This is a genomic window from Methylobacterium sp. UNCCL125 (assembly GCF_900116795.1).
Classification (GTDB): domain Bacteria; phylum Pseudomonadota; class Alphaproteobacteria; order Rhizobiales; family Beijerinckiaceae; genus Methylobacterium; species Methylobacterium fujisawaense.
Genome location: NZ_FPBW01000006.1, coordinates 180135 through 202246, shown reverse-complemented (window position 1 = coordinate 202246; position 22112 = coordinate 180135). Strand labels below are relative to the sequence as shown.

Annotated in this window: 17 protein-coding genes; 8 read left to right on the top strand and 9 right to left on the bottom strand. The window is 70.1% G+C overall.

Annotation, left to right across the window (positions count from 1 at the left end):
* Positions 1-24: 24 nt before the first annotated feature.
* Positions 25-819, bottom strand: coding sequence for a YoaK family protein (locus tag BM396_RS07775; RefSeq protein ID WP_043358073.1), 795 nt, complete (start codon positions 817-819; stop codon positions 25-27).
* Positions 820-888: 69 nt separating this feature from the next.
* Positions 889-1836, bottom strand: coding sequence for a methyltransferase domain-containing protein (locus BM396_RS07770; RefSeq protein WP_043385120.1), 948 nt, complete (start codon positions 1834-1836; stop codon positions 889-891).
* A gap of 68 nt (positions 1837-1904) precedes the next feature.
* Here BM396_RS07770 and BM396_RS07765 point away from each other — a divergent pair, with 68 nt between their 5' ends.
* The 4 genes from BM396_RS07765 (at position 1905) to BM396_RS07750 (ending at position 6175) form a co-directional block, all read left to right on the top strand.
* Positions 1905-2963: a ligase-associated DNA damage response exonuclease gene (locus BM396_RS07765; RefSeq protein WP_043358063.1), complete on the top strand. Its 1059-nt coding sequence runs from the start codon at positions 1905-1907 to the stop codon at positions 2961-2963.
* Positions 2960-4693, top strand: a complete 1734-nt coding sequence (locus tag BM396_RS07760) for a cisplatin damage response ATP-dependent DNA ligase (protein ID WP_043385122.1) — start codon at positions 2960-2962, stop codon at positions 4691-4693. Before BM396_RS07765 ends, BM396_RS07760 begins: the two co-directional genes overlap by 4 nt.
* Positions 4690-5172: a secondary thiamine-phosphate synthase enzyme YjbQ gene (locus BM396_RS07755; protein WP_043385125.1), complete on the top strand. Its 483-nt coding sequence runs from the start codon at positions 4690-4692 to the stop codon at positions 5170-5172. The genes BM396_RS07760 and BM396_RS07755 overlap by 4 nt, the downstream gene beginning before the upstream one ends.
* A gap of 211 nt (positions 5173-5383) precedes the next feature.
* Positions 5384-6175, top strand: coding sequence for a flagellar hook basal-body protein (locus tag BM396_RS07750; protein ID WP_043358075.1), 792 nt, complete (start codon positions 5384-5386; stop codon positions 6173-6175).
* A 100-nt stretch (positions 6176-6275) separates the two neighbouring features.
* Here BM396_RS07750 and BM396_RS07745 read toward each other — a convergent pair whose 3' ends face one another.
* The 3 genes from BM396_RS07745 to BM396_RS07735 all read right to left on the bottom strand — a co-directional run bounded on the left by BM396_RS07745 (position 6276) and on the right by BM396_RS07735 (position 12443).
* Positions 6276-7811: an efflux transporter outer membrane subunit gene (locus BM396_RS07745; protein ID WP_043358068.1), complete on the bottom strand. Its 1536-nt coding sequence runs from the start codon at positions 7809-7811 to the stop codon at positions 6276-6278.
* Between the two features lie 143 nt (positions 7812-7954).
* Positions 7955-11104: an efflux RND transporter permease subunit gene (locus BM396_RS07740; RefSeq protein WP_043758984.1), complete on the bottom strand. Its 3150-nt coding sequence runs from the start codon at positions 11102-11104 to the stop codon at positions 7955-7957.
* Between the two features lie 16 nt (positions 11105-11120).
* A complete protein-coding gene (locus tag BM396_RS07735) occupies positions 11121-12443 on the bottom strand; it encodes an efflux RND transporter periplasmic adaptor subunit (RefSeq protein WP_043385132.1) in 1323 nt (440 codons plus the stop codon).
* Positions 12444-12736: 293 nt separating this feature from the next.
* Here BM396_RS07735 and BM396_RS07730 point away from each other — a divergent pair, with 293 nt between their 5' ends.
* The 3 genes from BM396_RS07730 (at position 12737) to BM396_RS07720 (ending at position 18501) form a co-directional block, all read left to right on the top strand.
* Positions 12737-13744, top strand: coding sequence for a CobW family GTP-binding protein (locus BM396_RS07730; protein WP_043385135.1), 1008 nt, complete (start codon positions 12737-12739; stop codon positions 13742-13744).
* A 125-nt stretch (positions 13745-13869) separates the two neighbouring features.
* On the top strand, positions 13870-15141 hold the full coding sequence (locus BM396_RS07725) for an O-antigen ligase family protein (RefSeq protein ID WP_043355737.1): 1272 nt from the start codon (positions 13870-13872) through the stop codon (positions 15139-15141).
* A gap of 54 nt (positions 15142-15195) precedes the next feature.
* Complete coding sequence (locus BM396_RS07720) at positions 15196-18501, top strand: GAF domain-containing hybrid sensor histidine kinase/response regulator (protein ID WP_043385138.1); 3306 nt, start codon at positions 15196-15198, stop codon at positions 18499-18501.
* Positions 18502-18561: 60 nt separating this feature from the next.
* Here BM396_RS07720 and BM396_RS07715 read toward each other — a convergent pair whose 3' ends face one another.
* From BM396_RS07715 to maiA, 4 genes are all read right to left on the bottom strand, one after another.
* Positions 18562-18867, bottom strand: coding sequence for a hypothetical protein (locus tag BM396_RS07715; protein WP_043355733.1), 306 nt, complete (start codon positions 18865-18867; stop codon positions 18562-18564).
* Positions 18864-19175: an EthD family reductase gene (locus tag BM396_RS07710; protein ID WP_043355731.1), complete on the bottom strand. Its 312-nt coding sequence runs from the start codon at positions 19173-19175 to the stop codon at positions 18864-18866. Before BM396_RS07710 ends, BM396_RS07715 begins: the two co-directional genes overlap by 4 nt.
* 65 nt (positions 19176-19240) lie before the next feature.
* Positions 19241-20572 (bottom strand): NAD(P)/FAD-dependent oxidoreductase, encoded by a 1332-nt coding sequence (locus BM396_RS07705; RefSeq protein ID WP_043355729.1) that lies wholly within the window; start codon positions 20570-20572, stop codon positions 19241-19243.
* Between the two features lie 131 nt (positions 20573-20703).
* Positions 20704-21351 (bottom strand): maleylacetoacetate isomerase, encoded by a 648-nt coding sequence (maiA, locus tag BM396_RS07700; RefSeq protein WP_043385141.1) that lies wholly within the window; start codon positions 21349-21351, stop codon positions 20704-20706.
* 140 nt (positions 21352-21491) lie between these two features.
* On the opposite strand from maiA, the gene moaB reads away from it, so the two are divergent.
* The gene (moaB, locus tag BM396_RS07695) at positions 21492-22049 is read left to right on the top strand and encodes a molybdenum cofactor biosynthesis protein B (protein WP_043355725.1); all 558 of its coding nucleotides are present in this window, start codon (positions 21492-21494) and stop codon (positions 22047-22049) included.
* The last annotated feature ends 63 nt before the right edge of the window (positions 22050-22112 follow it).

Here is a 22112-nt window from a genome sequence, read left to right as displayed (position 1 = left end):
TCCCGCACCCGCCCCGGTGGGATCTCAGTGGATCGCGTCGATGACCTCGGCCTTGGGGCTGGCATCGGGCGCCGGAGAGGAGCCCGCCACCAGCGTGCTGCCCGGCTTGGCGATGGTCAGCACGATCGCGATCAGCGCCAGGATGGCGGCGAGCGCCGCCGGGAACAGGAAGGCCGATTCGCCGTAGCGGATGTCGAGCAGACCGCCCACCACCGCGCCGGTGCTGAGACCGGCCCAGAGCGGCGCCTGGATCCAGAAGGAGGGCGCCACCGTGCCGAGCAGCAGGTTGGCGCAGCCGGTGCCGAAACGCACCACGGCGCCGGTGACGTAGGTGAGCGCCAGGGAGCGGCCGCCCTCGTCCTGCAGCGTCGCGTTCTGAAGGCCCAGCGCCAGGACGATGGGATAGGCGTGCAGCGGATAGGCGAAGGTGCCCCACGGCATCAGCAGGCCGCCGGCGAGCAGCAGGGCCTGGAGCGTCAGCAGCACGGCGAGGCGCCAGCGCCCGACCCAGGCGGCGATCAAAGTCCCCAGGAAGGCGCCGAAGCAGAACATGCAGATGGTGCTGGCGACGCGGGTGACGTTCTCCCAGTCGCCATTGGCCACCGCCACGCCGAAGCGGGTGGTGTTGCCCGACATGAACGACATGAACAGCTGCGAGAATTCCAGGAAGCCGATGGAATCGGCGCAGCCCGCGAGCGCGGCCAACGCGATCGCGAACGGGATGCGGGTTCGCGGATCGGCCGGAAAGGACTTGTCGGCCGGCGGTTCTGGCTTCCGCTCCGGTGTCGCGCGGCCTGTCCTGTTTCCGTAATCCGCCATGCTGATCCCCCGATCGAGCGGCCGCGCCCATTCACGGCCGACAAACAATGGACGAAGAGCCAAGCGGTTTCATGCCGATGTGCGGCGCAGCACAACGACGCGCCCCGGCACCGGCCGCCCACCCTCGCGCCGGATGTGGGCGGGACGCAGAGTCAGGATCTCCAGTCCGGCGCCGGCGGCCGTCGCCGCGATGTGGGCATCGGCATGGGCATAGCGTCCGTCCTTGCCCAGGACCGAGCCGGCACCGTCGTGGGATTGCACCGTGACGGCGCCGAGCCCGCCCGGTCGCAGGACCCGGCCGATCCCCGTCAGGAACGCAGCGAGGTCCGCCACGTAGATCAGGACGTCCGCGGCGAGGCAGAGATCGGCGCAGGCCTCCGGCAGGTCCGCCAGGGCGGCGGCGAGGTCGCCTTCGATCAGGCGGTCGTAGAGCGGCCGATCCCGCCACGTCTTGGCCCGCGCCATTGCCAGCATCCCGGGGGAGAGGTCGATCCCGGTGAGATGATCGACCCGGTCGCGCAGAACGGTGCCCATCAGCCCCGTGCCGCAGCCGAGATCGAGCGCGACCGGGAAGCGCTCCGGGACGCCCGGCAGGGCGTCGCGGACGCGTTGCGGGCCGACATAGCCCAGGCCCTCCACGAGGTGGTGCTCGAAACGCGGCGCGTAGTCGTCGAACAGAGCCCGGACATAGGCGGGCGACAGGACCGGGAGGCCGTCGCCGACACCCAGGCGGACAAGATGCGTGCGCACGCCCAGCCCGTCTTCCGGATCGATCTCGAGGGCGCTGGCATAGGCGCGTGCCGCCGCGGCACGCAGGGCCGGATCGGCGCCGGAGGCCGCCAGACCCTCCCGCGCCCGGCCCAGCAGGAGCCAGGCGGGCGCGTAGCGCGGAGCAAGGTCCAGGACCTGCTCGGCGAGGTCGGCGGCGCCCGCATGGTCGCCGTCGGCCAAGCAGGCCTCCGCGTAGCGATAGCGGCGATCGGCGAGGAGGTCGCCGGAACTGAGCTGCGAGGCCATGCGTCTGCCGGGTCGGGGGCGCCTATATATCGGGGCCACCGGCGGACTCCACCGGCTGCACGGACCCGATGCCGATACGCGCCAGCGATCTCCTCACCCTGACCCGCGAGGGTCTCTATTGCCCGCTCGGGCGCTTCCACGTCGATCCGACCTGGCCGGTGGAGCGCGCGCTGATCACCCACGGGCACGCCGACCATGCCCGCGCCGGCCACGGACAGGTTCTGGCGACGCCCGAGACTCTGCGGATCATGGCGGTGCGCTACGGCGCGGAGTTCTGCCGCCAGCGGCAGGAGGCGCCGCTCGGTGCGGCACTCCGCGTCGGCGACGTTACCGTGCGCTTCGCGCCGGCGGGCCACGTGCTCGGCTCGGCGCAGATCGCCATCGAACGGGACGGGGTTCGGGTCGTGGTCTCGGGCGACTACAAGCGGGCGCCGGATCCGACCTGCCTGCCCTTCGAGGTGGTGCCCTGCGACGTGTTCATCACCGAGGCGACCTTCGGCTTGCCGGTCTTCACGCACCCCGACACGCGGGGCGAGGTCCGCAAGCTCCTCGACTCGGCGCGGCTGTTCCCCGAACGCGCCCACATCGTCGGCGCCTACGCGCTCGGCAAGGCGCAGCGGGTGATGGCGCTTCTCCGGGAGGAGGGCTGGGACCGCCCGATCCACCTGCACGGCGCCATGGAGAAATTGACGACGCTGTACAAGGAGGAAGGGGTGCCGCTGGGCGACACGCCCAAGGTCGTGGCTGCCGAGCGCAAGGACCTGCAGGGGGCGATCGTGATCTGCCCACCCTCGTCGATCCAGGATCTGTGGTCCCGGAAATTCCCCGATCCCGTGACCTGCTTCGCCTCGGGCTGGATGCGGGTGCGCGCCCGCGCCCGCCAGAAGGGCGTCGAGCTGCCGCTGGTGATCTCCGACCATTCCGACTGGCCGGACCTGTGCCGCACCATCCGCGACACCGGTGCCGGCGAGGTCTGGGTCACGCACGGTCAGGAGGATGCGCTGGTCCATTGGTGCGGGACGCAGGGCATCAAGGCCAAGCCCCTCCACCTGCTCGGTTACGGCGATGACGGCGAGGCCGAGCCGGGCTCCGTCGAGGCCGGCTCCGGGACGGAGGCGGCGGCGTGAACGCATTCGCCCACCTCCTCGACCGCCTCGCCTACGAGCCGCGCCGCAACGCCAAGTTGCGGATGCTGCAGGACTATTTTTCGCGCACCCCCGATCCTGAACGCGGCTACGCGCTCGGTGCCATGACCGGCACGCTGAGCTTCCGCGAGGCCAAGCCGGCGCTGATCCGCGGACTCGTCGAGGAGCGGATCGACCCGGTCCTGTTCCGGCTGTCGCACAACTACGTCGGGGATCTCGCCGAGACGACGGCGCTGATCTGGCCCGTCCCATCTCTCTCCCCCCCCGCAGAGGCGGGAGGGGATGGGGCCGCCGGGATCGGCCACAACAACCCGCCGCCACCGAGCTTGGCCGAAGTCGTCGAGACGCTCAGCACGATCCCCAAGCGCGAGCTCTCCCGTCACCTCGCCGGCTGGCTCGATGCCCTCGACGAGACCGGGCGCTGGGCGCTCCTGAAGCTCGTCACCGGCAACCTGCGGGTCGGTGTCTCGGCGCGGCTCGCCAAGACGGCCGTCGGCGCCTTGGGCGGCCACGAGGCCGATGCCGTGGAGGAGGTCTGGCACGGGCTGACCCCGCCCTTCGCGACCCTGTTCGCCTGGGTCGAGGGCCGGGCCGAGCGGCCCGAGACCCTGAATCCCGCCCCGTTCCGGCCGCCGATGCTGTCGCACCCGATCGAGGAGGAGGCCGACCTCGAGAAGCTGGAGCCCGAGGCCTTCTCGGCCGAGTGGAAGTGGGACGGCATCCGCGTCCAGCTCGTCGGCGGCCCCGACCGGGCGGGTCAGCAAGTCGGAAAGGTCTATTCCCGCACCGGCGAGGACATCACCGGGGCGTTCCCGGATCTCGCCGAGTCCATCACCTTCACAGGGGCGATCGACGGCGAATTGCTGATCCTGCGCGAGCGGCGCGTGCAGAGCTTCAATGTCCTCCAGCAGCGCCTGAACCGGAAGGCGGTGACGGCCAAGCTCCTGGAGGAGTTTCCCGCCCATGTCCGGGCCTACGACCTCCTCACCCTCGCGGGCGAGGACCTGCGGGCCGAACCCTTCGAGGCCCGTCGGGAGAAGCTGGAGGCGCTGGTCACCCGCCTCGACCACGCGCGGATCGATATCTCGCCCCGTGTGCCCTTCGCGGATTGGGCGGCGCTGGCAGCCGCACGGGCGGATCCGGCCTCGGTGGGGGCGGGCGAGGATGCCGACGCCATCGAGGGCGTGATGCTCAAGCGCCGGAACAGCCCCTACCTGCCGGGCCGTCCCAAGGGACCGTGGTGGAAGTGGAAGCGCGAGCCGCACATCGTCGATGCCGTGATGATGTACGCCCAGCGCGGGCACGGAAAGCGCTCGTCCTTCTACTCGGACTACACGTTCGGGGTCTGGCGGGCGGCGCCCGAGGGCGGCGACGAGCTGGTGCCGGTGGGCAAGGCCTATCACGGCTTCACCGACGCGGAACTCGCCAAGCTCGACCGCTACGTCCGCAACAACACCACCAAGCGCTTCGGCCCGGTGCGCGAGGTCGCCCATGGACGCGACGCCGGGCTGGTGCTGGAGATTGCCTTCGAGGGCGTCCAGCGTTCGACCCGGCACAAATCGGGGGTGGCGATGCGCTTCCCCCGGGTCAGCCGCATCCGCTGGGACAAGCCGCCCGCCGAGGCCGACCGGATCGACGTGCTGGAACGGATCCTCGCTCGCGGCGAGCGCGAGATCGCGCCGGGGGCGACCCTGATGGAGGAGACCGGATGAGACGGGGAAACACCAGGGCCGGCACGATCGGTCCGGTCGAGGCGCTGGCCTCCGGCGCCCTGGAGCGCCGCGCGAGCGGGCGCCTCACCATCGCAACCGCGGGGCCGGGCTTCACGGATTTCACCGCCGCGGTGGCGGCCTTCGTGCGCGGCAGCGGCATCCGGGACGGTCTCGTCACGGTGTTCTGCCGGCACACCTCGGCCTCGCTCACCATCCAGGAGAATGCCGACCCCGACGTCCAGACCGACCTGATGACCGCGCTGGACGGGTTCGCGCCGCGGCAGGCCGGCTACGTCCACGGCGCCGAGGGACCGGACGACATGCCGGCCCATATCCGCACCCTCGTCACCGATTCGGCCCTGACCATCCCGCTGGTCGACGGAACGCTGGCGCTCGGCACGTGGCAGGGGATCTACTTGATCGAGCACCGCGACCGGCCGCATCGGCGGGAGATCGTGCTGAGCGCCCTCGGGGCCTGACGCCTCCACGGTCGCCGCAGGTGGAGCGAAGCGACCCGGGCCAGTGCGACCGGATCGGGCTCGGCGCGGCGGGATTGCGTCGCCCCGCTACCCCCGACGCCCCCGGGCCGGCTCAGCAACATGTGCATACACACCGTCGGTTAACCATAGCGCACGCCTATGGGTCGTCGTCGGATCGGGAGCCGTGCCGCTCCGGCGAATGGAGACCCCGATGGGCCTTTTCACCGCGCTCTCGAATTCGATTTCCGGCGCCTCGGCGCAGTCGCTCGCCCTGAACAACATCTCGGGGAACATCGCCAACACCCAGACGGCGGGGTTCAAGTCCACCGAGACGAGCTTCGCCGACATGCTGGCCGAGACCGATCGCAGCACACAGCTGGCCGGCGGGGTGTCGCCGGGCACGCGCAACAGCCTGAACATCCAGGGTACGGTGCAGTCGACCGGCGTATCGACCAATCTCGCCATCTCGGGCAACGGCTATTTCATCGTCCGGAAGAACACCGGGACGACCCAGAGCCCGAGCTTCACCGGGGATACCGGCTACACGCGACGCGGCGACTTCGCTCCGGACGCCAGCGGCTATCTCAGCAACGGTGCGGGCTACTACCTGTTCGCCGGCCCGTCGGCGACCGCCCCCGTCCAAGTCCCCACCGGCGCCAATACCCTGTCGAGCCTCACGGTCTCGCCGGCCGGCACGCTCACCGGCACGGCCGCGGATGGCAGCTCCGTGGCGCTCGGCTCGCTTCAGCTGGCGCAGTTCGGACTGCAGGACAATCTCGCTTCCCTCGACGGGGGAACCTACGTGGCGACGGGTCAGTCGGGCACGCCGAGCTACGGCCTCAACGGCGCGACCATCGCCGCCGGCTCCGTGGAGCAGTCGAACGCCAGCATCTCGGATCAGTTCTCGAAGATGATCGAGACCCAGCAGGCCTATACCGCCAACACCAAGGTCATGAGCACCACCGACCAGATGCTGCAGGACGCCATCGCGATGTACACCTGACGCGGTAGCGGGGCGGCCCGAGCGGTCGTCCAGGATCAGGGTGGCCCCCGGGACGGGGGCGAATGTCAGGACGCGGTCGGTCACGACACGGGGCAACCAATCACAGGAACTTCAGCGGGTCCTTCTCGGGCGGGGGCGGCGCCACGTCGGCGCGGTTCCACCAGCCGCCGCCCAGGGCCACGAACAGGGCGGCGGTGTCGGCGTACTGCGTGGCGCGCGCCGCGGCCGAGGTGACCAGCGCCGAGAGGTAGCCCTGCTGGGCGATCAGCACCTGCGAGGAGGTGATCGCCCCCGCCGTGTATTGCTTGCGGATCAGCCCCAGGCTCTGGTTCGTGGCGCTCACCGCCGCGTCGGCGGCGGCCACGGCCTTCGCGTCGGCCTGGAGCGCCCGCAGCGCGTCGGCGACGTTCTGGAAGGCGGTGATCACCGTCGCCTTGTACTGCGCCTGCGCCACCGTCAGCGATTCCTCGGCGGCGCGCTGCCGCCGGAACAGGGTGCCGGCATCGAAGATCGGCGCCGTCGCCTGCCCGATGATCGTGAAGAACGCCGCCCCCGGACTTGTGACCTGAGCGATCCGGGTGGCGCTGGAGCCGCCCGTGGCGGTCAGGCTGAATTGCGGCAGGCGGTTCGCCACCGCGACGCCCACCGTGGCGCTCGCCTGCTGCACCAGGGCCTCCGCCGCCTTCACGTCGGGCCGCTGCTGCACGAGCCGCGAGGGCAGGCTCACCGGGAGCCGCGTCGGCAGGCGCAGGGCGGCGAGGTCGAAGGTCTCGGAGACCTCGTCCGAGGGCAGGCGCCCGGCCAGCGCGGTGAGCAGGTTGCGCTGCTGCGCGAGCGCCTTCTCCAGCGGAGGCAGCAGCTGCTGCGACAGCGCCAGCGCCGCCTGCTGCTGCACCACGTCGGCCCCGGCAATCTGCCCCAGGGAGAGCTGCTTGTTGTAGAGCTGCAGCACCTCTGTCTGCGCCTGGATCACCTTGCGGGTCGCGTCGATCTGCGCCCGCAGGGACGCCTCCTGGATCGCGGCGGCGACCACGTTGGCGGTCAGGCTCAGATAGGCCGCCTCCAGCTGGAAGCGCTGGTTCTCGGTGGTGGCCTCCAGGGACTCGATCTGCCGGCGGTTCCCGCCGAACACATCCGGATTGTACGAGACCACCGCCTGCGGCGTGGAGAGGCTGTAGAGATACTGGTTCTGGTTGTTGAGGGGCGATTGCAGGTCGAGGCCGGGCGCCTGGGCGCCCTGGATCTGCGGGGTCGCGGTCAGGCTCGGATAGAGCGTGCCCTTCTGGGCCAGCACGTTCTGCTGCGCCACCCGCAGGGAGGCCTGCGCGGCCTCCAGCGTCGGGTTGTTGGCGAGGGCCTGCTCCACGAGGCGGTTCAGCGCCTTCGAGTGGAACAGGGTCCACCACTGGCCGGGGATGTCGGCGCCGGAGACGAAGCTCTGGTCGGCCGAGCCGCCCTGCCGGGTCCGGATCTTGTCGGCCGCGGAGGGATTCTGCAGCGGTTCCTTGGTGTAGCGGCCGACCGGCGGATCCTCGGGCGGCACGAAGTTCGGGCCGACCGCGCAGGCCGACAGGCACAGGGAGGCCGCCAGCACAGCGGCTGCCCGTCTGCACCGTCCCGGCGCAAAGTCCACCATCCCGCCCCCGAAAACCCCACCTCGGTAGAGCGGCGCGGACCGCATCCAAGTCAATGCAACTGTCCCCTGTTGGCGCCCGCGGGGATGCCGTTGTGGCGCCCCTGCAACGGGCAGAGCCCCCGCCCGTGCGGTCGTGAACCGGCTCACGCGGCGGCCCGATGCGCGGACCGGGCCTGTGCGTCCGGGTTCGGGTGCCGTCGGGAGAACAGGGAGATCAGCACCGGCACGACCACGAGGATCAGGTTCGGCGCCAGGATGATGCCGCCCACCACCACGAGCGCCAGCGGCTTCTGCACCTGCGAGCCGATGCCGGTGGAGACCGCCGCCGGCAGCAGGCCGACGCAGGCCGCCACGCAGGTCATCATCACCGGGCGCATGCGCACCACGGCGGCGTGCCAGACCGCCTCCTGCCGCTTCCAGCCTTCGTCGAGCAGCTGGTTGTAGTAGGCGAGCAGGATCACGCCCTCCATGGTCGAGATCCCGAACAGCGCGATGAAGCCGATCGCCGCCGAGATCGAGAACGGCGTGCCGGTCAGCGCCAGGGCGAAGATGCCGCCGATCATCGCCATCGGGATCACCGACAGGGTCAGCAGCATGTCGGCCACCGACGAGAAGTTGATGTAGAGGAGCAGCGCGATCAGCAGCAGCGTGATCGGCACCACGAGGCTGAGCCGGGTGGCCGCCTCCTTCAGGTTGGTGAACTGCCCGACCCATTCCAGCCGGTAGCCCGGCGGCAGGTCCACCGCGTCGGCGACCTTGCGCTGCGCCTCGATCACCGCGCTGCCGAGGTCGCGGCCGCGCACCGAGAACTTCACCGGGATGTAGCGCTCCTGGTCCTCGCGGTAGATGAACGAGGCCCCCGAGACGAGGTCGACATCGGCGATCTCGGAGAGCGGCACCTGGATGACGCCGCCGTTGGGGTTCTGGGCACCGACCGCGATGTTGCGGATGCCGGCCAGCGACGAGCGGTACTCCTTGGCGAGCCGCACCCGCATCGGGAAGTGACGGTCCGAGCCGTACTCGTAGAGGTCGCCCGCGGTCTGGCCGCCGATCGCCGCCTGGATGGTGGTGTTCACGTCGCTGATCGAGAGGCCGTAGCGGGCGGCCTTGTGGCGGTCGACATCGATCCGCACCGTCGGCTGGCCGAGGGATTCGAAGACCGACAGGTCGGTGACGCCCGGGACGCTGGCGAGGGCTGCCTTCACGGCATTGGCGGTCTTGGTGAGCTGGGTGAGGTCGTTGCCGTAGATCTTGACCGAGTTCTCGCCCTTCACGCCCGAGGCGGCCTCCTGGACGTTGTCCTCGATATACTGCGAGAAGTTGAACTCGATGCCGGGAAACTCCGCCTCCAGCTTCTTGCTCAGGTCCTGGATCAGCGTCTCCTTGTCGAGGCCCTTGCGCCACTGGTCGATGGGCTTGAGCGGCGCCAGGATCTCGACGTTGAAGAAGCCCGTGGCGTCGGTCCCGTCGTTCGGGCGGCCCTGGTGCGACAGGACGGTGGTGACCTCCGGGACCTCCTGGAAGATCTTGCGCATGCGCTGGACGTAGGCGTTGCCGGCCTCCAGCGAGATCGAGGCCGGCATCGTCCCGCGCACGTAGAGATTGCCCTCCTCGAGCCGCGGCAGGAATTCGAGGCCGAGATTGCGGGCCGTGAGCCCCGAGACCAGCAGCACCGCCAGCATCACGGCAAGCGCCAGGACGCGGTTGCGCAGGCCGAAGGCCAGCGCGCGTTCATGGCCGACGCGCAGCACCCGCACGATGAGCGTATCGCGCTCCTCGAGCTTCTTCGGCAGCATCAGGGCCGAGAGCGCAGGCGAGACCGTGAAGGTGGCGAGCAGGCCGCCGAGCAGCGCGTACGCGTAGGTCTTGGCCATCGGGCCGAAGATGTGGCCCTCGACGCCGGTCATCGTGAACAGCGGCAGGAAGCCGACGATGATGATCGTCGCCGAGAAGAAGATCGCCCGGTTCACCTCGCGCCCGGCGACCGCGATGGTGCCGAGCCGGCCCGTCAGGCCGTCGGGCGGCGTCTCGCCCTTCACGTGGTCGGGCTCGGCGATGTGGCGGAAGACGTTCTCCACCATGATCACGGTGGCGTCGACGATCAGACCGAAATCGATGGCGCCCAGCGACAGGAGGTTCGCCGAATCGCCGCGCACCACCAGGATCAGGATCGCGAAGCCGAGGGCGAACGGGATCGTCGCTGCCACGATGATCGCGCTGGTGAGCGAGCCCAGGAACAGCCACTGCACGACGAAGACCAGCACCACGCCGAAGACGAGGTTGTGCATCACCGTGTGGGTCGTGGTGTGGATCAGGCCCGAGCGGTCGTAGATCCGCTCGATCTTCACGTCGGGCGGCAGGATCGTGGAGCTGTTGATCTTGTCGATCTCGGCCTCGACCCGTTCCAGCGTCGGCAGGCTCTTGCCGCCGCGGGTCATGAGCACGATGCCCTCGACGATGTCGGGCTGGTTGTCGTGGCCGACGATGCCGAGGCGCGGGGCGTTCGACACGCGCACCTCCGCCACGTCCCGCACCAGCACCGGGGTGCCGTTGACGAGGCTGATCATCGTGTCCTTGATGTCGTCCATGTCGCGGATCAGGCCGATGCCGCGCACCACCGCCGATTGCTGGCCGACGTTCAGCGTCTGGCCGCCGACGTTGATCGAGGCGTTGTTCAGCGCGTTGGTCAGCTGCACCAGGGTCAGGCCCTGGGCCTGGAGGCGGTTCAGGTCGACCGCGACCTCGTATTCCTTGGCCTTGCCGCCGAAGGCCGTGACGTCCACGACGCCGGGGATCGCCTTGAACCGGCGCTGCAGAACCCAGTCCTGCAGGGTCTTCATGTCCATGGGCGAGTAGCCCGCCGGGCCGACGAGCTTGTAGCGCATGATCTCGCCCACCGGGCTCGTCGGCGAGATCTGCGGCGTCGCTCCGTTGGGCAGCGTCGGCGCCTGCGACAGGCGGTTGAGCACCCGCTGCAGCGCCTGCTCGTACGTGTATTCGTAGTTGAACTGGACCTTCACGTCCGAGAGGCCGAACAGCGAGATCGTCCGCACGACCTGGGCGTTGGGGATGCCGGCGAGCGCCACCTCCAGGGGGATGGTGATGTAGCGCTCGATCTCGTCGGCGGACTGGCCCGGGTTCTGGGTGATCACGTCGACCAGCGGCGGGACCGGGTCTGGATAGGCCTCGATGTTGAGCTGCGTGTAGGCGCCGTAGCCGACGCCGAGCATCACGACGAACAGCAGCACCACCAGCACGCGCTGGCGCAGCGAGAAGGTGATCAGGGCGTTCATCGGACCGGATCCCCGCTCAGGACGCCTTGTCGCCGGTGGCCGCCCGATCGATGAACAGGGCCCCCCGGGTGACCACCTGCTCGCCCGCGCGCAGGCCCTGGACGACCTGGGCATTGTCGCCGTTGATCAGGCCGAGCTTGACGTCGCGCGCCTCCACGGCTCCGTCGGGCCGCGCCACCCAGACATGGGTGCGGTCGCCCTCGTACACGATGGCGGCCACCGGCACGCTCGGGCTCGGCTCGCCCTTGCCGGTGATGATCGTGTAGGTGGCAAACATCTCCGGGCGCAGCACCCGGTCCGGGTTGTCGACCTCGCTGCGCACGGCCAGCCGCCGCGTCGCCGGGTCGAGGCTGGAGGCCATGTAGTTCACCCGGGCCTTGAACACCCGGGCGCCGAAGCCCGCCACCTTCGCCTCGACCTCTTGGCCGATGCGGATCTTCGGGATCTCGCTCTCGCGGACGTTGGCGACGAGCCACACCGTCGACAGGTCGCCGATCACGAAGACCGGGTCGCTGGAGGCAGAGAGGTACTGGCCGGTGCCGACCTTGCGCTGGACGATCGTGCCGGCGATCGGTGCCCGGATCTGCGTCTCGGCGCTCATCGTGCCCTTCTTCTCGAAGGCGGCCATCTCGGCGTCGGTCTTGCCCAGCATCCGGAGACGGTTCTTCACCGCGTCGAGGGCGCCCTCGGCGGTCTTCAGGTCGCTCTGGGCGGCGATGACGTCGTTCTGGGCCGATTGGTAGTCCTTCAGGGCCGTCGCGTGGGCCTGGAACAGCTCCTGCTGCCGCTGCGCGATGGTCTGATCGAGCTTCAGAAGCGCCTGCTGCTTCTGGAGGTTGTTCACGGCCGCCTGATAGTCGTTCTGCGCCTGGACCATGTCGGTGGCCTCGAGCGTCAGCAGAACGTCGCCGGCCTTCACGTCGTCGCCGGCGCGGGCCAGGACCTTCGTCACGCGGCCGGCATAGGGCGAGACGACCGGGACGTTGTCGTCCTCGTTGAGGGCGATCCGTCCCTCGGCGGTGCCCTCGGGCCGGAACACCAGGTTGGCGACCGGCAGGATCTCGAAGGCGGCGCGCTGCTCCTTGGAGGGCCGGAACACCCGTTCCACCGGGCCGGCCTTCTCCACATCGATGCCCGGGTCAGGGTTGGCTGGTGCGAACAGCCCCGTCAGCGCGGCGACGAGGTTCGAGGCCGTCTCGCGGGTCCGGTCGGAGAACGCGAAGGCCAGGCCCGCAGCGGCCGCGAGCAGGACGGCGACGACCAGGAGGCCGGACCACCGACGGTTGCGCGGGGGCACGGTGACGGCCTCGTCCTGGTCCAGCGGATTTCGGGCGTCCATGCGGATGATCTTCTAGGTCCGGGCGAGGGACCGGGCTGATTGACGAGGGTACGATTCGTGCCAGGACGACGCCAAGATCAATGCGATCGCTGGTGCTTTTCTATGGCGCTGCGCGGGATGGTTCCCGGCAGCAACGCGTGCCTAGAGCAAAGCTTGTCAGACAGGCAATCGATCTGGCGCCCCAGTCGCGAAACCGTGTGGCCCCGTCTTCCTTTGACGGGATTTGTTACAATATGACAACGCTCGCGGGGCCTGACCCGCCCGATCCCGATTCCGTCACCGAAGAACCCGTCATGTCCGAAACGAGCAACGCTCCCGCCCCGGCCGCATCCGGCTCAGCCGCCGGCAAGATCCCGGTCACCGTGCTCACCGGCTATCTCGGCGCTGGCAAGACCACGCTCCTCAACCGGATCCTCACCGAGAATCACGGTAAGCGCTACGCCGTGATCGTCAACGAGTTCGGCGAGATCGGCATCGACAACGACCTCGTCGTCGGCGCGGACGAGGAAGTGTTCGAGATGAACAACGGCTGCGTCTGCTGCACGGTGCGCGGCGACCTGATCCGGATCATGGATGGGCTGGTCAAGCGCCGAGGCAAGTTCGACGCGATCATCGTCGAGACCACCGGCCTCGCCGATCCGGCCCCTGTGGCGCAGACCTTCTTCGTCGACCAGGACGTGGGCGAGGCCGCCCGCCTCGACGCGGTGGTGACGGTGGCCGACGCCAAATGGTTGTCCGACCGCCTGAAGGACGCGCCCGAGGCGAAGAACCAGATCGCCTTCGCGGACGTGATCCTGCTCAACAAGAGCGATCTCGTCTCCCCGGCCGACCTCGACCGGGTCGAGGCCGAGATCCGCACGATCAACCCCCTGGCCAAGCTCCACCGCACGCAGAACTGCGCGGTGCCCCTCGAGGCCGTGCTGGAGCGCAACGCCTTCGACCTCGACCGCATCCTCGACGTCGAACCCGACTTCCTGGAGGCGGGACACCACCACCATCACGATTCCGACATCCGCTCGGTCTCGGCCAAGATCGAGGGTGAGGTCGATCCCGACAAGTTCATGCCGTGGATCTCGAACCTGACCCAGTCGCAGGGTCCGGACATCCTCCGGTGCAAGGGGATCGTGGCCTTCCCGAACGAGCCGAAGCGCTTCGTCTTCCAGGGCGTGCACATGATCCTCGACGGCGACGTGCAGGGCGACTGGGGGAAGGACGAAAAGCGGGTCTCGCGGGTGGTGTTCATCGGGCGCAACCTCGATCCGGCGGCGATCACGGAGGGCTTCGAGGCCTGCCGCGCGTGAGCCGACCGGCCGCCTCCCACGGGGGCGGCCGGGCCCTGAGCGCCGCCCGAAGGCGATTCTCAACGATTGGATGGCATCACGGCACGAGCGGGCCAGCGTAACCGGCCCGTGGAGCCCGCGTAGCCATGGCCCACACCGCAGCGCCTGCAGGCCCGGTCCCGTCCGGGATCGCGGGCGGACTCCCGCTCATCGTGGCCGTCGAGGGGCTGGCCAAGGCGCTGTTTGCGGCGTTCATCTTCTTCGCCTGCTTCGCCTTCTCGGAGACCTCCCCGTACGACGCGGTGGCGATCCCCACGATCCTGCTCTGGCTCTGCCTCGGCGTGCGGCTGCACCGCGGGGCGGTGCCGCTGGTCGCACTCCTCCTGCTCTACCTCGCGGCCATCGTCTCCGCGCTGCTGCCCTACCTGAACGAGGAGTTCCCGGTCACCTGGACGGTGCAGCTGATCTACCTCGCGATCACCTGCATCTTCTTCGCGATGTTCTTCGCGGACGACACCCACGCCCGGATGGAGCTGGCGCTCAAGGCCTACACGGCGAGCTGCGTGTTCTCGGCGGTGCTCGGCATCGTCGGCTATCTCCAGTGGCTCGGGATCGAGGACCTGTTCTACAAATACGACCGGGCCTCGGGCACCTTCCAGGACCCGAACGTGTTCGGCTCCTTCCTGACGCTCGGCGCCCTCTACCTGATGCACGGCCTGCTCACCGGCTCGACCCGGCGACCGCTGGTCTCGCTCGTCGGCCTGCTGATCATCGTCGCCGGCATCTTCCTGTCGTTCTCGCGGGGCTCCTGGGGCGGGAGCGTCGTCGCGGTGCTCCTGATGGTGGGATCGGTCTATGCCGGCAGCACCGCCCCGCGCCTGCGCCGCCGCATCGTGCTCCTGACCCTCGCCACGGTCGTCCTCGGCACCGTCGCGGTGATCGGGCTGCTCTCGGTCGACCACGTCCACAAGATGTTCGAAACCCGCGCGGCCCTGACCCAGGACTACGACCAGGGCGAGACCGGCCGCTTCGGCAACCAGATCCGCGGCTTCGCGATGCTGCTGGAGCGGCCGTTCGGCATGGGGCCGATGCACTGGCGGCTGATCTTCGGGCTCGAACCGCACAATTCGTATATCGGCTCCTTCGCCAACGGGGGCTGGCTCGGGGGCACGGTGTTCATCGGCCTCGTGGTGATCACCGGCATCGTCGGGTTCCGGCTCCTGGCACGGCCGTCGCCCGTCCGGGCGCACGCGCAGATCGTCTGGCCGGCGCTGCTGATGTTCTTCCTGCAGGCGGTCCAGATCGATATCGAGAAGTGGCGCCACGTCTACATGATGCTGGGCATGGTCTGGGCGCTGGAGGCGGCGCGGCTGCGCGCGGGCGCGCCGCAGGCGGGTGCGCTTGAAACGCGGCGCTAGGCGCGGCATCGCTCGGCTCCGGCCGAGCTGCCAATCCGCACCCGGAGACGGTACGTGAACACACAGCCGGACAACGAGGGCGATCGGCTCGCCGCCCTTGAGGCCCTCGGGATCGTGGGCACGCCGCCCGAGCCGCATTTCGAGGCCGTCTGCCGGACAGCCTGCCGTCTGTTCGGCGTGCGCCACGCGTTCGTGGCCTTCCTCGGTGACACGCATCAGTGGCTCAAGACGCCCTGCCAGGCCTTGCCGACCACGATGCGGCGGGATCAGAGCCTGTGCCAGCACACGATTCGCAGCGATGCCCTGCTCGTCGTACCCGACACCCGGCTCGACGTGCGCTTCCGTGACCTGCCCGCCGTCGCTGCGCCGGACGGGATCCGGTTCTATGCCGGTATCCCGCTGAGCCTCGAGCCCGGCCTGCGGATCGGCACCTTCTGCCTCGCCGACCCGGAACCCCGAGCCGGTCTCTCGCCGGCGGACGCCGCCGCCTTCCGCGACCTCGCCGCGATCGTCGTGGCCCATCTGAGGCTGACGGAGGCCAATGCCAAGCGCGAACGCGAGATCGCGCAGGCCGCGATCCGCGAGGCGGTGATCCGCGAGCAGCATCGCGAGATCCATGCCCGGTCCCGCACTCAGGAGGCGGCGAACCACCAGCTCCTGATGGCCGAGCAACTCGCCAGCGTCGGAAACTGGCGCGTGGACCTCTCGGACGGTCAGCCGGTCTGGTCGGCCAGCCTCTACGCCATCGCCGGTCGCGACCCCGCGACACCGCCGCCGCGTCTCGACGCCTTCTCGCAGATCTACCATCCCGACGACCGCGCCCGGCTCGAGGCGATCGTCGCCGACGCGGTCGCCCGCAGAACGCGATTCGATTTCGAGGCGCGGCTGATCCGTCCGGACGGCGAGCTCCGCGACGTGGTCGTCCGCGGCATGTGCCGGGGGGAGGACCCCAATGCCGGCCTCGTCGGCGTTCTCATCGACGTGACCGAGCGCCGGCGCGCCGAAGACGAGGTGCGCCGGAGCGAGCTGCGCTATCGCGGCCTCGCCGAAGCGCTGCCGCTGCTGGTCTGGACCATGCGGGTCGGGGACGGACAGTCCACTTACGCCAACGCCCAGTTCCAGTCCTATTACGGGCCGATCGGGCCCGAGCGCGCGGAGCGCCTGATCCGGAACCACCCGGAGGATGCGCCCGCCATGGAGGCGGCCTGGACCCGGGCGGTCGAGACCGGGACGGGCTATAGCGGCCAGTGGCGGATCCGCCGCCACGACGGCCTCTACCGGTGGCACAAGATCTCGCTGATTCCGATCCGCCTCGATCCGGCGGACGGCGCTGTGGCGGAGTGGCTCGGGACCGCACTCGATGTCGACGACATCATCACGGCGCGGCTCGCCGTCGAGGAGGCCCGCGGCCTGCTGGGCATCGCCCTGGACGCGGCCGAGGCCGGCACCTGGGACTGGGACATGCGCACGGGGCTCGTCACGCTGAGCCCGGAAAGCGCCCGGATGCACGGTCTGCGGGATAACGGCGCTGCGCACACGCTGTCGGCGTCCGAATGGACCGCGTTGATTCATCCCGACGACGTCGCCGATGTCTGGATCGAGATCCGACGGGCGGTCGAGTCCGGGACCTCCTATGCGGCCGAATTCCGGGCCGGCGGGCGTTGGCTCTACGCGCGCGGGCGGACGCTCTGCGGCGCCGAGGGGCACCCTCAGAGCATGGTCGGCCTCCATCTCGACATCACCGAGCGCAAGGCGGTCGAGGCGGCCCGCACCGAGGCGGAGCGCGCGAGCGCGGCCAAGAGCGAGTTCCTCGCCGCGATGAGCCACGAGATCCGCACGCCGCTCAACGGCATCCTCGGCTATGCCGAGCTGCTCCTCGACGGCGATGCGATCCAGAGCGAGGACCGGCGGCGCCTGGAGCTGATCCAGAGTTCCGGAGCGGCCTTGCTCACGGTCGTCAACGACATCCTCGACTTCTCGAAGATCGAGGCGGGCGAGCTGACCCTCGATCCGGTCCCCTTCCCGCTGGTCTCGATCGTGGACGGGACGGTCTCGATCGTGCGCGGCAGTGCGCTGCGCAGCGGCCTCGCCATCGAGGCCCGGATCGACCCGGCCCTTCCGACCTTCGTGATCGGTGACGCGGGACGCTTGCGTCAGGTGCTGCTCAACCTCCTGAACAACGCCGTGAAGTTCACGCCCGAGGGTTCCGTCACGGTGACCGTGGAGCGGGAAGGCGATGATCGCGCCGCCGACGGTCGCCCCGGCGACGCGGTGCGGTTTTCCGTGATCGATACCGGCATCGGCATCGCGCCGGCGCAGCAGGACAGGCTGTTCAAGCGGTTCAGTCAGGTCGACGGCTCCATCAGCCGGCGGTTCGGCGGCACCGGCCTCGGTCTCGCGATCTCCCGGCACCTCGTGACCCTGATGGGCGGCGAGATCGGCGTCGTGAGCCGCGAGGGGGAGGGCTCGACCTTCTGGTTCCGCCTGGTGCTGCCGCGGGGCGAGCAGGGCGCCGACGCGGCGGAGGACCGGATCGAGGCGGATCCGGCGCTGCTGCGGTCGCAGTCCGTGGCCGCCCCGGCGGCCGGCGCCGTGCCGGCCTCCCCGATCCGGCTGCTCCTGGTCGAGGACGTCCCGCTCAACCAGGAACTGGCCTGCGCGGTGCTCGAATCCCAGGGCTACACGGTGGATGTCGCCGGGGACGGGGCCGAGGCGATCACGGCGGTCGGATCGTCCGTCGCGGCGGGGCGCGCCTACGATCTCGTGCTCATGGACGTCCAGATGCCCCGGGTCGACGGGCTCACGGCGACCCGGCGCATCCGCGCCCTGGCGCCGCCCGCCTGCGACATCCCGATCGTGGCCATGACGGCGAACGTCCTGCCGTCGCAGATCGAGGAACTGCGCGAGGCCGGGATGGACGATTATGTCGGCAAGCCGTTCCGGCGGGCCGATCTCTTCGCCACGATCAGCCGCTGGACGGCCCCGGGCGCGCGCCGCCCGGCGCGGGCCGAGGAGCCGCGCACCGTACCCGACATCGATTCCGCCGTCCTCGATGCCGCGGTTCTCACCGAAATGACGGCGAGCTTCGGCTCCGACCGGGTGGGGGCGCTGCTCGATCTCCTGGCCAACGAGCTGTCCGAGCGGTTCCGGCCGAGCGAGACCGACCGTCTTCAGATCGCTCACGACGCGCACGCCCTGGTGGCGGCGGCGGGGCTCCTGGGCTTCGTCGGCCTGTCGAGCCTGTGCCGCGAGGTCGAGGCCGCCGCCCATGCGGGGGCCGACCTGATGCCGCTGATCCGGCGCCTGGAAATCCAGCGGGCGACGGCGCTGCGCGCCATCCGGCAGCTGCGCGCGGCCTGATGCGACGCGGCTGAGGCGCGGGCCGGCGCCCCGACAGGGGCCGCCCCGCGCGGTTGGGACCTATGCCTCGTCGGTCTCGGGCAGCGGGTCGCCGGTCCAGGTCGTCGCGAAGGCGGCGAGCTCCCGGGCGTCGGTGAAGGCCGCCACGGTGACCTCCCGCTCCGCCGGTTCCGCGCCCGGATAGGGCGCGAGCAGGATCCGCACCCGCGCCAGCCGGCCGCTGGGCGCCTTGTCGGCGATCCAGGCCTGCGCGTCCGGCGTGAAGCGTTCCGGGCCGTCGAGGGCCCGGGCGTCGGTGCGCAGCACGACCACGTAGGTGCCGAGGCTCGGATCGGCCTCCTGAACAGCCTTGACGATGTCGATCACGGGCTTTCCGCGAAGTCGTTGATCTGAACCTGGGCCTGCGCCGACGTGAAGTTCGGAATGTCCGCGAAGATCTCCTCGCCATGGGCGGCGACGGCTTTCTGGAAGGCGTCGACCGACGCGAAGGTCAGCAGCGCCATCACCTGGAACGGGGCGGTGCCGCCGTCCGGCGTGCCGGCGCCCTTGACCACCTTGGCCTCGTGCAGGCCGAGGGACGACCAGCGCTCGCGCACCAGCGGCATGTGATGGCCGAGATAGTAGCCCATGTCGAAGCTCGGGCCGGCCGGATACATCACGCTTACCAGGATCATGGGGCTTCCCTTCTGTGTCACGCCCGGTCCGCCCGGGCGCCCGTCCTCGGTTCGTGGGGCGACGGTCAGTGCAGCTTCACCCGCGGCTCGGTGCGCCGGGTCAGCGCGCGCGCCAGGGTGTCGAGGACCGTCTTGGCCGTGCCGTGGAGCGCCCGCTCGTGCATCTTGTAGAGCGAGCGGTACATCATGCGGGCGAACAGGCCGGCGATGAGCATGTTCTTGCCGCGGACGAACCCCATCAGGCTGCCCACGGTCGAATACTCGCCGAGCGAGACCAGCGAGCCGAAATCCTTGTACCGGAACGGCTTCAGCGGCTTCCCGGCGATCTTGGCCGGGATCTGGCTGATGAGGTGGCTCGCCTGCTGGTGGGCCGCCTGGGCGCGGGGCGGCACCGGCGTGTCGGAGCCGGCCTCCACCAGATAGGCGCAGTCGCCGATGGCGAAGATATCCGGGTCGCGGGTCGTCTGCAGCGTCGGGGTCACCACCAGTTGGTTGGTCCGCGTGGTCTCCAGGCCGCCGATGCCCTGCAGGAACGGCGGCGCCTTCACCCCCGCCGCCCACACGACCAGCTCGGACGGGATGAAGGTCCCGTCGGCGAGTTGGACGCCGTCGGCGCGCACCTCGGTCACCCGGGCCTTCACGCGCACGTCGACGCCGATCTTGTTGAGGAGCTGCATCACCTCGGCCGAGAGGCGCTGCGGCACCGCCGGCAGGATCCGGTCCGCGGCCTCCACCAGGGTGATGCGGATGTCCTTGCCCGGGTCGATCTTGTCGAGCCCGGTGGAGACGACGTGGCGCAGCGTCCGGTGCAACTCGGCGGCGAGTTCGGTTCCGGTGGCGCCCGCGCCGATCACCGTGACGTGGAGCTGGCCGGGCCGGACCGGGCCGACCTGGGTGTGGGCCCGCAGCGAGGCGTTCACGAGGCGCTGGTGGAAGCGCACCGCCTGCTCCTGGGTGTCGAGGGCGATGGCATGCTCGGCGACGCCCGTCGTGCCGAAATCGTTCGTGGTGGAGCCCACCGCCATCACCAGCGTGTCGTAGGGGACGGCGCGCTCGGGCGTGACCTCGCGCCCTTCCGCGTCGTGGCTCGCCGCGAGCTGGACCGTGCGCGCCTCGCGGTCGAGGCCGGTCATGCGCCCGATCCGGTAGCGGAAGCCGTGCATGTGGGCGTGATGCAGGTAATCCACCGCGTGGTGGCCCACATCGAGGCTGCCGGCCGCCACCTCGTGAAGCAGCGGCTTCCAGATATGCGTCCGGGCGCGGTCCACGAGGGTGATGTGCGCGCGCTTGCCGCGCCCGAGCTTGTCGCCGAGCTTCGTCACCAGCTGGAGGCCGGCGGCGCCGCCGCCGACCACCACGACACGATGCAGGCCGGACTCGTTCTCGACGGATGCCATCGACACTCTTTCTTTCCCCGGACCGGGATTAATCGCCGGCCTCCTTACACGGCCTGGGCCGCCGAATTCCACAACCGCTTGTCGCGGCCCCAGGTCACCAGCGCGGATTCACGCGCACGCGTGGCGTGCGATCACGCCGACGGGGCACCCGGCTGACGCAACGGGTGTGCCTCCGCGACAGCGGGCAGGTCGAGGCAGGCCTCGGCGATTCGCGCGACTGTCGGGTAGGCCGCCGTGTCGATGCCGAAGATGCCGGTCCCGACCCAGAGGCTGACGAGGCAGAGATCGGCATGGCTCACCGAATCGCCCTGGCAGAAGCGTCCCGTGCCCGCCTCGGTGGACAGCCGCGTCTCCAGGGTCACGAGGCCGGTCGTGAAGGCGTTGCGCAGGAAATCCAGCATCCGCTCCCGGGGCAGACCGTAATGCTCCATCAGGAAGGTGCGCACCCGGGGCACGTAGAGCGGGTGGGTGTCGCAGGCGACCACCTGTGCCAGCGAGCGGGCCCGGGCCCGCGCCCGGGGCTCCTCCGGCAGGAGGCGCACGCCGCCCCGCGTCTCCTCCAGGTAATCGAGGATCGCGAGCGACTGGGTGAGCGGCGGCCCGTCGCCGTCGAACAGGGCCGGTACCGCGCCCTGCGGGTTGATCCTCCGGAACTCCGGCTTGTGCTGATCGCCCGCGTCGAGATCGATGAAGGTCTCCTCGTAGGCGATGCCCTTCAGCTTCAGGGCGATCCGCACCCGGAAGGCCGCAGCCGAGCGCCAGTTGCCGTACATGTGCATGGGGAGCGATCTCCGACGGGATCGGAAGAGCACAGCCGAGTTTGCCGTGCACCGCAAGTGGGACGTGGACGCGGCCGCCCGGGGGCGACAAGCGGCTTCGGCCGGCCCATATCGGTCTTCCGTCCCGGAGAGCCCGCACGATGGCCGATCAGACCGACGCCCGCCGCTTCATCCCCCTGAACATCGCGGTCCTGACCGTCTCCGACACGCGCCGCCCGGAGGACGACCGCTCGGGGGACACCCTGACGCAGCGCCTCACCGAGGCGGGGCATCGTCTTGCGGCCCGGTCGATCGTGCCGGACGAGGTCCCGGCGATCCGCGGCCAGGTGGAGGCGTGGCTGCGCGATCCCGGCGTCGACGTGGTGATCACCACCGGCGGGACCGGCTTCACCGGCCGCGACGTCACCCCCGAGGCGCTGGAGCCGCTGTTCGAGAAACGGATGGACGGCTTCTCGGCCGTGTTCCACCGGATCTCGTACGACAAGATCGGCACCTCGACCCTGCAATCCCGCGCCACCGCGGGGGTCGCGCACGCGACCTACGTGTTCGTGCTGCCGGGCTCACCGGGCGCCTGCCGGGACGCCTGGGACGGGATCCTGGCCCAGCAGCTCGACTACCGGCACCGGCCCTGCAACTTCGTGGAGATCATGCCGCGTCTCGACGAGCACCTGCGGCGCGGGGCCAGCATCGCGGTGTGAGGATGAGCCTCATTCCGGGCCCGCCCGCGGCGGCCCGGAATGACGGGATCGTCATGGAGGATC

Excerpts from the sequence above, each read along its gene's own strand:
- BM396_RS07775 (WP_043358073.1), bottom strand. The coding sequence starts at position 819 with ATGGCGGATTACGGAAACAGGACAGGCCGCGCGACACCGGAGCGGAAG.
- BM396_RS07770 (WP_043385120.1), bottom strand. The coding sequence starts at position 1,836 with ATGGCCTCGCAGCTCAGTTCCGGCGACCTCCTCGCCGATCGCCGCTAT.
- BM396_RS07765 (WP_043358063.1), top strand. The coding sequence starts at position 1,905 with ATGCCGATACGCGCCAGCGATCTCCTCACCCTGACCCGCGAGGGTCTC.
- BM396_RS07755 (WP_043385125.1), top strand. The coding sequence starts at position 4,690 with ATGAGACGGGGAAACACCAGGGCCGGCACGATCGGTCCGGTCGAGGCG.
- BM396_RS07750 (WP_043358075.1), top strand. The coding sequence starts at position 5,384 with ATGGGCCTTTTCACCGCGCTCTCGAATTCGATTTCCGGCGCCTCGGCG.
- BM396_RS07745 (WP_043358068.1), bottom strand. The coding sequence starts at position 7,811 with ATGGTGGACTTTGCGCCGGGACGGTGCAGACGGGCAGCCGCTGTGCTG.
- BM396_RS07740 (WP_043758984.1), bottom strand. The coding sequence starts at position 11,104 with ATGAACGCCCTGATCACCTTCTCGCTGCGCCAGCGCGTGCTGGTGGTG.
- BM396_RS07735 (WP_043385132.1), bottom strand. The coding sequence starts at position 12,443 with ATGGACGCCCGAAATCCGCTGGACCAGGACGAGGCCGTCACCGTGCCC.
- BM396_RS07730 (WP_043385135.1), top strand. The coding sequence starts at position 12,737 with ATGTCCGAAACGAGCAACGCTCCCGCCCCGGCCGCATCCGGCTCAGCC.
- BM396_RS07725 (WP_043355737.1), top strand. The coding sequence starts at position 13,870 with ATGGCCCACACCGCAGCGCCTGCAGGCCCGGTCCCGTCCGGGATCGCG.
- BM396_RS07710 (WP_043355731.1), bottom strand. The coding sequence starts at position 19,175 with ATGATCCTGGTAAGCGTGATGTATCCGGCCGGCCCGAGCTTCGACATG.
- BM396_RS07705 (WP_043355729.1), bottom strand. The coding sequence starts at position 20,572 with ATGGCATCCGTCGAGAACGAGTCCGGCCTGCATCGTGTCGTGGTGGTC.
- maiA (WP_043385141.1), bottom strand. The coding sequence starts at position 21,351 with ATGCACATGTACGGCAACTGGCGCTCGGCTGCGGCCTTCCGGGTGCGG.
- moaB (WP_043355725.1), top strand. The coding sequence starts at position 21,492 with ATGGCCGATCAGACCGACGCCCGCCGCTTCATCCCCCTGAACATCGCG.